This is a genomic window from Leptospira langatensis (assembly GCF_004770615.1).
In the GTDB taxonomy this organism is placed as follows: domain Bacteria; phylum Spirochaetota; class Leptospiria; order Leptospirales; family Leptospiraceae; genus Leptospira_B; species Leptospira_B langatensis.
The window spans coordinates 379,244-392,304 of sequence record NZ_RQER01000006.1 but is presented as its reverse complement, the minus strand read 5'-3'; the positions used below and the strand labels follow the sequence as shown (position 1 = coordinate 392,304).

The 13,061-nt window shown below is 44.7% G+C and carries 10 protein-coding genes; 5 read left to right on the top strand and 5 right to left on the bottom strand.

Features of this window, described 5'->3' with window-relative positions:
- The first annotated feature begins 104 nt into the window (after window positions 1-104).
- The 4 genes from EHO57_RS11125 to EHO57_RS11110 all read left to right on the top strand — a co-directional run bounded on the left by EHO57_RS11125 (window position 105) and on the right by EHO57_RS11110 (window position 4,102).
- The gene (locus tag EHO57_RS11125) at window positions 105-668 is read left to right on the top strand and encodes a CarD family transcriptional regulator (protein WP_135644751.1); all 564 of its coding nucleotides are present in this window, start codon (window positions 105-107) and stop codon (window positions 666-668) included.
- 40 nt (window positions 669-708) lie between these two features.
- Window positions 709-1,953, top strand: coding sequence for a PIN/TRAM domain-containing protein (locus EHO57_RS11120; protein ID WP_135644752.1), 1,245 nt, complete (start codon window positions 709-711; stop codon window positions 1,951-1,953).
- A gap of 136 nt (window positions 1,954-2,089) precedes the next feature.
- Window positions 2,090-3,688, top strand: a complete 1,599-nt coding sequence (gene pckA, locus EHO57_RS11115) for a phosphoenolpyruvate carboxykinase (ATP) (protein ID WP_135644754.1) — start codon at window positions 2,090-2,092, stop codon at window positions 3,686-3,688.
- Between the two features lie 138 nt (window positions 3,689-3,826).
- Window positions 3,827-4,102, top strand: a complete 276-nt coding sequence (locus EHO57_RS11110) for a phasin-related domain-containing protein (RefSeq protein ID WP_135644756.1) — start codon at window positions 3,827-3,829, stop codon at window positions 4,100-4,102.
- A 57-nt stretch (window positions 4,103-4,159) separates the two neighbouring features.
- Here the strand turns inward: EHO57_RS11110 and EHO57_RS11105 are convergent, their stop codons facing one another.
- The 4 genes from EHO57_RS11105 to EHO57_RS11090 form a co-directional block, all read right to left on the bottom strand.
- Window positions 4,160-4,873 carry a hypothetical protein gene (locus tag EHO57_RS11105; protein WP_135644759.1) on the bottom strand — a complete coding sequence of 238 codons (714 nt, stop codon included), beginning with the start codon at window positions 4,871-4,873 and terminating at the stop codon, window positions 4,160-4,162.
- Window positions 4,874-6,712: a CHAT domain-containing protein gene (locus tag EHO57_RS11100; protein WP_135644761.1), complete on the bottom strand. Its 1,839-nt coding sequence runs from the start codon at window positions 6,710-6,712 to the stop codon at window positions 4,874-4,876.
- Window positions 6,713-6,789: 77 nt separating this feature from the next.
- The gene (locus tag EHO57_RS11095) at window positions 6,790-7,533 is read right to left on the bottom strand and encodes a hypothetical protein (RefSeq protein WP_135644763.1); all 744 of its coding nucleotides are present in this window, start codon (window positions 7,531-7,533) and stop codon (window positions 6,790-6,792) included.
- Window positions 7,534-7,572: 39 nt separating this feature from the next.
- Entirely contained in the window at window positions 7,573-8,478 is a 906-nt protein-coding gene (locus EHO57_RS11090) for an RNA polymerase sigma factor (RefSeq protein ID WP_135644765.1), read from the bottom strand.
- Between the two features lie 35 nt (window positions 8,479-8,513).
- Here EHO57_RS11090 and EHO57_RS11085 point away from each other — a divergent pair, with 35 nt between their 5' ends.
- On the top strand, window positions 8,514-9,422 hold the full coding sequence (locus EHO57_RS11085; protein ID WP_167882268.1) for a M23 family metallopeptidase: 909 nt from the start codon (window positions 8,514-8,516) through the stop codon (window positions 9,420-9,422).
- Here EHO57_RS11085 and dnaE read toward each other — a convergent pair.
- Complete coding sequence (dnaE, locus tag EHO57_RS11080; RefSeq protein ID WP_210410025.1) at window positions 9,419-12,940, bottom strand: DNA polymerase III subunit alpha; 3,522 nt, start codon at window positions 12,938-12,940, stop codon at window positions 9,419-9,421. The genes EHO57_RS11085 and dnaE overlap by 4 nt on opposite strands.
- Window positions 12,941-13,061 lie beyond the last annotated feature (121 nt).

Below are 13,061 nucleotides of genomic sequence, written 5' to 3'. Positions count from 1 at the left end.
CTAAGAGTCTTTTGGCTCAGAGAACCAAAATCATTTTTTCCTTGACTTTGCCCCAAAATTTGCTATATTTTTGGGCAGAGTTTTAACGGAAGTCTTAATACTAATTGGCTGGCAAAAAGAAACAATCTGGCTACGATCATGGCGTAGGTGACTACGTCGTCTATCCGATCCACGGAGTAGGTGAAATCACCGAAATCGCTAAAAAGGTTATCCTGGGAAAGAAAAAAGAGTGCTACGTAATGGAAATCCAGGGTAGCAAGATGAAGGTTATGATCCCAGTCGATAAGGCAAAACAGGTTGGTATACGACCTATTATCGACAAGAAGGACATTAAGAAAGTCATCAATCTGCTCAAAAAGGATGAGATCGATACGGAAGAGGACTGGAAGATCAGATACCAAAATAATCTGAACAAAATCAAGTCCGGTTCGATCTTCGAAGTGGCGGATGTGTGCAGGAATTTATTCCGTAGGGCAAACGGTAAAGAACTGTCCATCATGGAACGTAAATTGTACGAAAGTGCGTACAATCTAGTTAAGATGGAAGTCGCCCTAAGCAAAGGTGTTTCTCAAGAAGAAGCTGGAAACCTTGTTTCAGATGTTTTAGCTAGTACATTCGCTCCGGGAGAGAGAATCCCCGTAGCAACAGTAGATATAGACGAAGAATAATTCCGCTAAAACTCGAATCTATATTCGAAGGATTTGAGTTATGGCATATTTCTATAAAGGCTTAACGGCCGTCGTACTCTCCTCGGTGTCGTTCTTTGTAACGCAGAAACAAACTCAGGAGCTAGTATTTGCAGGCTCTAGTGCGGGGCTTGTACTCGTAATTTCTCTCGTACTTTTGTTCGGTGAAAATAAACTATTTCCTAAACTCCGCGGAGACGTTATTTTCTGCGTGGGAGTTGGTACCCTGATCGGTTTCGGAGTCGCTTGGTTTTTAGGAACCGTGATCCGTTTTGAAGAATTGAACCTAGCATTGTATTTGATCTTAGGGCTTTTCGGCGCACGTGCCGGAAAATCCTTTGCGAAAGAACCCGGTCTTTCCGTTTTCGGAGGCGGCGGTGGAGGTCCTACCTCTTTAGTCGATCCGTTTGGAGTCGCTTCCATCAATAAGGATGAAGTCAGAGATAAGATCCTGGATACTTCCGTGGTTATCGACGGAAGAATATTAGATATTGCTGATACACACTTTATCGATGGGCCTCTCATTCTTCCTAACTTCGTGTTGAGAGAGATTCAATTGATCAGCGATTCTTCCGATCCGATCAAGAGGGCTCGGGGCCGCAGAGGTTTGGAGATGCTGAATAAGCTCCAAAGAAAAGGCTCTATCGAAGTAAAGATCACTTATAAAGACTATTCCGACACAAGAGAAGTGGACGCGAAACTGATCAAGCTCGCTAGGGACACCGGTGGCAAGATCGTTACCAACGATTTCAATTTGAACAAGGTCGCTGAACTCCAAGGAGTGAAGGTGTTAAACCTGAACACTCTTGCAAACGCCCTGAAACCAGTGGTGCTTCCCGGTGAAGAATTGGGGATCCAAGTCATCAAAGAAGGTAAGGACGAAAACCAAGGTATCGGTTACTTAGAAGACGGAACCATGGTGGTGATCGAGAACGGCGGACATCTCGTCGGCAAAGAAGTTAAGGTCACTGTTACTTCCATTATCCAAACTGCTGCCGGTAAGATGATCTTTACCAAGGCTAACGGGAACGGTGGTGGCTCCGATAAAGGAGACCGCAGCAATGAAAAAGAGAACCGTGGCAACAAGGGTGGGGACAGAGACGATCGCAATCGCTATGATCGCCAAGAAAGAGGCGGAGAGGATCGCGGAAATCGCAAGGATTTCCAAAATAAGAACCAAAATCGCGGAAACTACCAAGATAGGGGCGATAGAGGGGACGATTTCGGGAACCGCAAGGATTTTCAAGATCAGCAACAGCAGCAATAATCTGCGAGGCAATTAGCCTTAAAGAGACAAAATACGGGTTGGATTTACGGCTTGCTTCTAAGTCCGACCCGGTTCCGAATTGACGGTATCCTGAAGCAAAAAAAAATCGAAATACGATCTCAATAAGGAGAGCCAAATGCAGGCCCAGACGCAAGTGAAGGGACTGAAGGAGCTCGGAATCGAGCCCTCCGAAGTCTTCCATAACCTTTCATACGACGAAATTTTCGAACACGAGAAGAATAACGGAGAAACGGTGCTTTCTTCTAACGGAACTATGATGGTTGATACCGGGATTTTCACCGGTCGTTCCCCCAAAGATAAATATTTCGTAGATGAACCTACTTCTAACAAAAATATTTGGTGGTCTCATATCAATTTCAAAGCTTCGGAGCAAGTCTTCGATGAGCTTTATGAGAAATGTGTAAATTACCTTAGCGGTAAGAAACTCTATGTTTTCGACGGATACGCAGGAGCGAACCCTGAAACCAGGATCGGTCTGAGAGTCGTTTCCGAGAAAGCATGGCAGCACCATTTCTGTACGAACATGTTCATTCGTCCTACTAAAGATGAATTGGCGAACCTTCTTCCTGAGTTCACAATCATCAACGCTTGTGGCGTTAAGAACGAGAAATACAAAGAACATGGTCTGAACTCGGACGTATTCGTGATCTTCCACCTTGGCAAAAAACTTTGCATCATCGGTGGAACTGAATACGGCGGAGAAATGAAGAAAGGGATCTTCTCGGTAATGAACTATAAATTACCGCTGCAAGGGATCGTTTCTATGCACTGCTCTGCGAATGTCGGAAATAAAGACGGCGACACCGCTCTTTTCTTCGGACTTTCCGGAACAGGAAAGACAACTCTTTCCACCGACCCGAACCGTAAACTGATCGGAGACGATGAGCATGGTTGGGACGATAACGGTATCTTCAATATCGAAGGCGGTTGCTACGCTAAGGTGATCAACCTGGATCCTAAGACCGAGCCTGAGATCTTCGAAGCCATTAAGAGAGATGCACTTCTCGAGAACGTGGTTTACGACGAAAAGACAAAGGTGGTCGACTACAGCTCTGCAGCCAAAACCGAAAACACCCGCGTCTCTTATCCTATCTACCACATCAAAAACATCCAAGTTCCTTCCAAAGGCGGTCATCCTAAAGTGATCATCTTTTTGACTTACGATGCATTCGGAGTTCTTCCTCCAGTTTCTCGTTTGTCTATCGAGCAAGCGATGTATCACTTCCTTTCCGGTTATACCGCAAAAGTTGCAGGAACTGAAAGAGGAGTTAAAGAGCCTACCGCTACTTTCTCCGCTTGTTTCGGTGCTGCGTTCATGACCCTTCACCCAACCGTTTATGCTAAACTCTTGGGAGAGAAGATGCGCAAGCATAACGTTCGCGCGTATCTGATGAACACCGGACTCGTAGGTGGAGCATACGGAGTAGGTAAGAGAATGAATCTTCCTTCTACTCGTAAGATCATCGACGAGATCATGAACGGAAACATCGATAAGTCCCAGTTCGTGAAACATCCAGTTTTCCAAGTAGAATATCCTAAAACTGTAGAAGGTGTGGATAGCTCCATTCTGGATCCTCGCGAGGCTTGGGCTGACAAAGCTGCTTACGATGAGTCTTCTAAGAGACTTGCAGGTATGTTCATTGAGAACTTCAAGAAATATGCCGAAGGTTCCAAAGATTACGATTTCACCGCTTTCGGACCTCAGCTCGGTTAATTAAGCCGGGACCCAATTTCAAAAGGAGTAGGAGAATTTTTCTCTTACTCCTTTTTTATGCCTTCGTAGATCGTAAGTTCTTGACAAAGCGTTGTGCGCCGCATAAATAATTAATATATAAATAAAGGAAACAGAAGCATGGAAAAGGAAATCAAAGAGGCATTGAATTTCGCGATCGGAGCCGCAAAGACTCTGAGAGAACAAGCCGATAGCATTCTTTTGAAAGTGGAAAAAGAATTTAAAGAGCTCTCCGCAAAAGGTTCCCAAGACCAAAGTGAAGTAGCTAATAATCTTCGTAAGTACATCGAAGACGCGTTACGCTCTGTTGAAGGTCTAGCCGGCCAAGTAAATTCCAAAGTAGAAGAAGTTAAAAAAGATATCGGAAAGAAAAATTCCAACGGATCTGCGGGCTAATCCTTTCCTGCGATCCGAGAGATCTGCATTTCTTAGATTATTATTCTTCTAATCTAATTAAAGCCTGGGATCGTCCGATTCCAGGCCCAGCCATTTAGCTAATCGATCTTTATAAGGCAAGGGTGGAGGACTTTCCATTTCTAGCTCGAAGGAAGTATTCCAAAGAGAGATCGCTTTTTGGAACTTAATATTCAGTATCTCTCTAATCTTCTCCTTGTAAGTGGTAAACCAAGAAGAAGGATCGAATCCTTTTTCGGCCAAATAACCTTCTAACAGATCTATGGTCCTATAATCGGAAGCGAGTGCAGAGTATGAAAAGGAATCGTCTGCGAACTCGGAAAAGATCTCTTCCCATTCTTCTGTGAGACTTCTCTCCTTATTTCTACAATCGTAAGCCTGGCAGATGGAAGCTCCGTAAAAGGAATAATTCTGACTACGAGCATCTCCGGAATACACCGGATGGATCATACAACCGATCCTACTTCTTACTTTGGTCTCAGAAGACGAAGTAATTTCCTCCGAAAGCATTCCTAAGAAAGGGCAATTGTAGGTGAGTGGATCTTTCTTTGCGAAGTCTTTCTCCGCATCTTCTCTGACCTTTCTAAACTCGGCCATTGTGTAGGGCTTCCCGAAGTCTACAGTTTGTTGAAAGGTCTCAGTCCTTTCTTTCAAAACGTTTCGGAGTTTGTCCGGAGGAAGTTCTAGATTAAAAAGTCCGCAGCAGGCTCCGCAGGAGAACGGAACATTTGCGGAAGGTTGGCAGAGGCCCACTCAAATACCGCCGTGAGGCAGATTTCCCGGTTTGCTGGATAGGAATCCTAAAAAGGCCAACTCAAGATCTTTGGTTTCAGGGTTTTCGACGATACTGCAATTGAGAGGGAAGATCTGTAATCTGTCTTCGTGGAATACGATTACCTTGCCTCTGTACTTCTCAATTTGCTCTCCGATAAAGTCCTGTTTGATCATTGGAGCAGCCACTAAGGAAGACTCAGGCTTCAGTCCGCGAAAGAATAGATGCGTATTCGAGTTCGTGGACACTAAGAAGATGCTGATCCTTTCTAATTCCTCTAACTCAGTAAGAAGATTTTCATAATAATATTGGAAGGTGATCAGATAGCCGTCTGCGGATTCAGGCTGGATCTGTCCCTTGGAATAGAGATCCATCCATTGGATCATTTTTTGGATCGTATCCTTGTTTGCAAAAAGGATCTCTGCGAGATCGGTAACCACGGGAGTGATCTCTAATTTTCTGAAGTCATGAAGGCATTGAAAGATCAGTTCCCACCATCTTTCGATATTGTAAGCGTCGTCCGGATTATTCGGGATGTATTTTCCTAAAGAATGGTTTTGGTGATCACTGAACAGGATCCCTCCGAGTATCTTGGAGAACTCTTCGAAGGACCGGATCAAACATTCCATTAATTGAAAGGAAGTTAGGGATTCTTCTTTTTGTCTTTCGGTGAATTGATAATAAGAAGATGCAATTGCGCTAGGATAGAATTTGAATATTAAAGAAGGGTTAATGATCTTATGGACCGGTTTTCCTTTGGAAGGATCGGACACGACTCGAATGATAGGTTGCCCATGCAGACTATAATTCGTCCAAGTCAGATCGCTTGGATCATAGTTCCTTCTCGCATGTTCTTTTGCGAGATAGAGAGATTCTCCAATGCTCTTGTCCGCGAATAAATTCGTATAGAATTGGATCGTGAAATCGATCGTGTTCTGGTTGTCCGCGATCTCCCAATTGGTCCCGATAAAACTTTTGATCCCCGACATCAAAAAGGATCCGGCGAAATTATTCATCAGATCCGAATTCAGGTTTCGAGTCGTACTCTTGTTCGATTGGCAAGAGTTCGAAAAGACCATGTCCGTATTGAATCCGGAGTTTTTGATCTCTCTTGCTTTTAGGATCTTTCCTTCGGAGATCAGCCATCCATTTTCTAGAGGATCGTCTGAGAAATACAGATGTCCGGAATAATGGATGATATTCTTTCCTTTGATCAAGGAGAGAAGTTTGAGTTTGGTAACTTGGCGTCCGCCTATGAACTCGATCTCTAAGCGAGAACTTGGTACCTTCTCACTCAATACTCTAAAGAGCTGTTCCCCTTCTTTCTGGGCCCATTCTAGATCTTCTGTCGGGTCTGCGATAATGAGCATTCTTAGCTTTTCTTTTTCTTTGAATGCTGCGCTATTAGCCTCCCCCCTTACAGTCTTACCGATAAAGAATTTATCCGAAAGGAAGCAGGTTCCGTCGTGTAGGAGCTCCCAAGGGATCACTCCCAGTTTAGGATCTATATTGAAATGCAGGAACTTCTCGGTGGTGAGCCTTAGCTTCTCTTGGATGGCACTCGGAAAGAACTGGTCGTAGAATGTCTCTCCCAAGATCTTTAGATCGTGAAGTATGTCGGTTTCTAGTGTAGGTGTTTGAACGGATTTCTGATGGATTGCTACGGAAACGCGGACTAAGTTTTCGATTTCCTTAATATACTCGAGGATGAGATCCTCGTCCATGGTGGACTGAAGGTGTGACTCGGATCCGCTACCCGAGCTGTCCAATACGTTGAATACGTTTACCGCACCGACTCTGTCTATAATTAGGTTCAGCATTTGGATCGAAAACTGCGCCTAAATGTTTTCCTCCGATCGGACATAAAATCCGATAGAGGAAACCTGTTAGCTCGCCCTTAATCCAAAAGGATAAAGAGGTCGATGGATTTAGACAAGTCTTTTCCCTGAAACTCGACTGTGTACTTTCCTTCTCTCAGGCCGGAGAAATTCGTGATCCCTTCGGAATTGAATTGGTTGGAAAGGATGAATCTTCCGTCCTTAGAAAGATTTACCCTTTGGAAATCTTCCGGTCTAGGACATTCGATTTTGACACTTAAGTAAGCGGTTTCATCGGTTTCTTGTACGACTTGGTAAGTGAATTTGCAGTCTTTATCTACTTTCTCTTCGAAAACGATAAACTCGGATGCGGAAGGCGCTTTTGCCACTGCGGAACGCATAGCAGGGGCGTAGTCCACACGAGTATTGATCTGTAAGCTTTCGATCAGACTTCCGAAAAGCTGAGCTCCGGATTTTCCTAATTTGACAACGATAGATTCTTTGCCCTGTGCCTTACGGGACAGTTCAATTTCTACGTATCTTTTTAGATATTCAGGAAACGGTTTTACCTGCCAGCCCTCATTCAGTTCGGCCTTATTGAGGTCCAATTCCTCTTGGAAAGATTGGAATTGGTGCTGGCGGGATGCCGATTCGAAATAGGATTCTCCTGCAGCTTTTAAACTCGCCTGGAGGGCTTCCTCCATTTGAATGAGTTCATTCTGTAGTTCGGTGTTTTTATCCAGGCTGGACAATACGTCCGCCTTTCCCTCAAAGAGAGATTGGATGATTTCTGGCACCGAGTTCTGTTCGCGGTTGGATTCCATTTGAGTGCGACGCTCCAATAGCTTTTATGACGATTCTTTCTACTCAGACAATTCCGAGAATTTGAGTTTTTTTTGTATTTTTTCGATCAGACGTAACAAAGTAACGCTGACATTCCCTTCCGTGATCCCCAATAGATCTGCAACCTCTCGATAGGGGGTTCGGGCTAGGAAATGGCCTTTCTTGCGCTTTTCTAGCAGTTTCTTTCTCTGTTCGTATTTCTTTTTTAATGCCTGCGAGGTTTTATCTATCTCTTGAGGGAGGATTGGAGCCTTTTTGACGGTAGCAGTCTGCTTTTCTTTCAGTTCCAAAATATTCAGATAGAGGGACGTGATCTTGTCCTCCATGCGAATATTTTCCTCTTCTCTCTTGGAAAGTTCGGATCTGAGTTCCAGGATCTTCTTCTTTATATCGTCTAGGGTGAGATTCGTTTTGCTCACCAAGAATTGGATCTCTTCTTCGTCCAAGTTGAGATAGTAAATATAAGATAATTTGAAAATAACTCGTTTCTCTACGCCGATCTCTCCCAAAACCTGATGGAAATGTTTTGTGAGTTCCTGAGCTTCTTCCACCAAATCGGGTCTTAGATCCGGCTCGTCCTCGATAGTGGCGTATTCTTTTCCTTCTTTATTGATCTTGCCTAAATTGGTGATCTTGAGCTCTCTCTTGGTCCTTTGCCAATCAATGAGCATATTACGTAAGACGGAATAGAACCAAGTGCGGAAGCTGGATTTTCCCTTGAAACTGGAGAATCTCGCTCCTGTTTTCAATCTTTCAAAAGCGTACAAGAAGAAGTCGCCAGCATCGTCTTCGCTGAGATGAAAAATTTTCATCGGGAAGTTGTATATATCTTCGGAATAGGACTCGAAGAATAATTTGAGTGCGGCCTCGTCTCCTTCCCCGCAGCGGGTAACCAGGTCGAGGGTTTTATCCTTTGACAAATTCATTCTTTATGTAACCTTGCACCAGGGGGCCAAGCGATATGAGACGTATTATATATCTCGGAATTATCTTGGCCGCGTTCCATCTAAGCACCTTTGCACAAAACGATAAAGTAATAAATTTTCTTTTCCCGGTGAAAACCGACGGAATCGAGAACAAAGTTAGTTCCGTTTTCGGCGAATCTCGCGGGGACCATTTTCATAATGGAATGGATATTGCCTCCTCCGGAGAAGCTGTTTTGGCAATGGCAGAAGGTAAGATCCTTTATTCGCGGTTTGGCGAAGACGATCCGTTCGGGGAAGAATTCGGAACAGGGAATTCGGTCTGGTTGGATCATGGAAATGGGATTTATTCCTCTTATTACCACCTGAAAGACGGTCGGCTCCCGGGTTTGTTAGACGAGCGTTTGGTCGCGGCAGGCGAAAAGATCGCTTATACTGGAAACACAGGCCACTCTAGCGGTGCGCACCTACATTTTGTTTTACTAAAGGATTTCGGAAAGACGATCCAAGACCCGATGAAGGTCTTAGCGCCGGTCGAGGATGAGACTCCTCCTGCGATCGGAAATCTTTTGGTCCATCAGGACGAAAGCAAATTCAGCCAGATCAATGATGGGGATAATATCAATATCTCCAGACCCTTCCCGGTTACAGTCGGTATCCAGGATGCAGGCAAAAAATCCGGCCAAAGAAGGGGAGTGGCGCAGATCCAAGTTTCCCTGAACGGCCAATTATTGAAAAAGGCGAGCTTCTCCAATTTACATTATGAAAAGGGAGAATGGAAGAATTCGGAAGGATTCCCGTTCAACGATCTGTATTACAAGGATCAATATTTACTTGGTAATTTAGATTTTCGTAATGGTGAGAATACGATCAAGGTTTTAGCCTGGGACTTTCGCCAAAACCTTTCCGAGAAAACATTTACGTTTTACGTGACTCGGATCCGTTAGATCTGAACTGCTTGTTTGGTTCCGTTGGATTTATAAACCCGGACATTATCCCCGAAGCTTTCGAAGACGCTTCCTTCTCCCAATAAAGTTACCAAACGATTCATCAGTTCCGGATTGGGTTGGATAGAATAATGGTTATGAGCGCGGATTACCTTCTTCTCCTCGTTGCCGGAGATAATATGGAAGTATACGTTTGAGTTTCCTTGGTAAGCGGCCAGTAGTGTGTGAAGCTGGCCTATGATATCCGGCATTTTTTTGTGTCGGTCTTCGAGTCGGATATGAAGAGCCTTTTCCATCTTGTCTTCGATGGTGGTCTCGTTGAGGATCTCGAAACTATTGACTTTGATCTGTCCTCTGAGCTCCGACTCTCCTGCTTCGATCCGATCCAGATCTCCTTTTAGGAATACGGCCTGGTCTTCTTTTAGGATATCTTTGAACTTCTGATAGACCTTCGGAAAGGCTACGCATTCAATTTCGCCTGTTCTATCTTCTAATTTGAAGTTTACGAATTCTTCTTTCTTCTTGGTGAATTTTATTTTAAGAGAAGTTAATACTCCTGCGATCTCTACTTTGGTTCCTGCCTTGATATTATCCAAGGTCTCGATAGGAACCGAGTTTAAGCTTTTTAAATGGCCTTTGTATTTGTCCAAAGGGTGACCGGAGAGATAGATCCCGGTGAAGGCTTTCTCTCTACGAAGCTTATCTTCTAATTCCCATTCGTCTGCGTTTTTAGGAAGTTTGAATTCGTAGGAAGCGCTTGCGTCGCCGAATAAGGAGAATTGTCCTTCTTTCGTTCTTTCCTGCTCTTTCTGGGCAAAGGAAACGAGACTGTCCATGGACTCGAAGAGGCATTTTCGTGTGAAGCCAAAGGAGTCCAAGGCCCCACCTTGGACGAGAGCTTCTAAGATCTTTTTGTTCAGGATCCGAGTATCTATATGGATCATGAACTCAGTGATATCTTTGAATCCGCCCAGGGACTTTCTAGCTGCGATAATATTTTCTGCAGCACCTTCTCCCACTCCCTTCATTGCGGAAATCCCGAATCGGATGGTGTGATCGTCGATCACGGAGAAGGATACATCGGATTCGTTCACATCCGGGGTAAGTACATTGATCCCCATTTCGCGGGCGTTATTGATATACTTTACGATATCCGTAGTTTTGGAATGATCTCCTGCGAGCAATGCAGCCATGTACTCGGTAGGAAAATTTGCCTTCATGTAAGCGGTTTGATAGGTAACTAATGCGTACGCTACCGAGTGGGATTTATTGAATCCATACCCACCGAATTTTTCCAACTGATCGAAAAGATCTTCGGAGAATTTCTTAGCATGGCCTTGGGCCTGAGCCCCTTCAACGAACTTAACACGAAGAGGATCCATGAGTTCCTTCTTCTTTTTGGCCATTGCTTTACGGAGCATGTCAGATTCACCCATGGTGAATCCGCCCACGACTCTGGAGATACTCATCACCTGCTCTTGGTAGACGGTAAGTCCGAAGGTTTCTTTTAAGATGACTTCGCAAGAAGAATGGGGGTAAGTTACAGGCTTCTTACCGCTCTTGCGTTCCAAATATTCTTCCAACATCCCCGATTCCATTGGACCGGGACGATAGAGAGCGATCAAGGCCACGATCTCGTCGAAGTTCGAGACTTGGCTTCGAGCCACAAGATCGGTGATCCCTGTGGATTCTAACTGGAAGATACCGAGAGTGTTTGCTTTTCTGAGTAACGCATACGTATTTGCGTCATCCAAAGGTATTTTATCTAAATCTAATTCGATCTTGCGTCTTTCTCGAACCAGATTTACCGCATAGTTCAGAGTGGTTAAGTTCTTGAGACCTAGGATATCCATCTTGATCAAGCCGACGGATTCTAGATTATTCTTTTCATACTGGGTTACTATGGACCGAACGCCTGGCTTATCCTTCTCTGCAACTGTGGAAAGAGGTACGACCTCATCCAAAGGAAAAGGAGAGATCACAACTCCGGCTGCGTGACGACCAGGCTGTCTATAGTTCCCTTCTAAACGTTTTGCAATCGCAAAGATCTTCTTGTTCAGATCGTCTTTCTCGCTAGCCTGTTTCAAATCTCCCGACATCGCAAGAGCTTCGTCGATGGTGATCCCCGGTTTGCTTGGACAATAGCTAGTGAGCCGATTGGATTCTTCGAACGGAAGGTTCATGACCCTTGCCACGTCCTTGAGAGCTGCCTTTGCTCCCAGGGAACCGAAGGTAATGATCTGACCGACCCGATCTTCGCCGTACTTGTGCCGGATATAATTGATCACTTCTTCTCGGCGTTCCACGCAGAAGTCGGTATCGATATCGGGCATGTCCTTTCTATCCGGGTTCAGGAATCTCTCAAAGAGTAGATTGAACTGAAGAGGTTCTACATTCGTAATTCCTAATGCATAGGCAACGATCGAACCGGCAGCGGAACCTCTACCTGGGCCCACAGGGATCCCGGTTTTCTTGGCAAAATTGATATAGTCTTGGACGATCAAGAAGTAACCCGCGAAGTGCATGTTCTTGATCGTGTTCAATTCGAACTGCACTCTCTCTTTGATCTCGGAAGTTACTTCCGGATAACGTTGGGAAATCCCTTCCCAAACTAGCGTTTCCATAAAGCCGTATTCATCGAATCCTTGCGGTACGGTGAACTCAGGTAGAAGATGATTTCCGAATTTCAATTTCAGATCGATTTTGTCTCTGATCTCCAGGGTGGAATAATATGCCTGAGGAAGTTCCGGGAAAAGAAGCTTCATCTCCGCAGGGGACTTTACATAGAAGTGCTGGTTAAAGCCGAATTCCATTTCGTCTTCGATGGTTTTTCTCATTCCGATACGAAGAAGAATATCCTGAGCTTCCTTATCGTCTTTCTTTAAGAAGTGAGAGTCGTTCGTTACGACTAGTTTGATCCCGGTCTTTTGAGCGAGATCATAGACCCCCTTGGCCACGATCTCCTGTTCCGGAATACCGTGGTTTTGGATCTCTAGATAGAAGTCCTCTTTGTTAAAGATCTCGTTCAGTTTTCCAGCAAGTTGGAAGGATTCAGGCTCCTTTCCTTCTAGGATCTTTCTGTTTACTTCCCCGGCAAGACATGCAGTCAAACAGACCAAGCCATCGCTATGCCGATCCAATAGGTCGTAGTCGATACGGGCCTTCTTGTAAAAGCCTTCCGTATAGGATTTGCTCGCGAGCTTTATTAAATTTTTGTAACCTACTTCGTTCTTTGCGAGCAGGATGAGATGATATGCGTTTCCGTCTGCGATCTTGACTACTTCGGTTTCTGCCTTTCTGTTGGGAGAAACGTAAAATTCGCATCCGATAATAGGTTTTATCCCGGCTTTAACTGCTTCGTTATAAAACTCTATGGCACCAAACATGTTTCCGTGGTCCGTCATAGCAACGGAACTCATTCCGGATTCCTTCACATGTTGCATTAGCTCTTTAATGCGGATCGCCCCGTCGAGCATGGAGTATGTTGTGTGGAGATGAAGGTGGGCGAAGTCTTCCATACCAAGGGACATAATAGAATTTGGGTCAGATCTCCGTCAAGCGGAGTGAGGGCGAATCTCTGATTCTTAGTCCGGAAATCGACGCCGAAATGCCAGTTTTTTTGTAGGACTTCCTGCGACA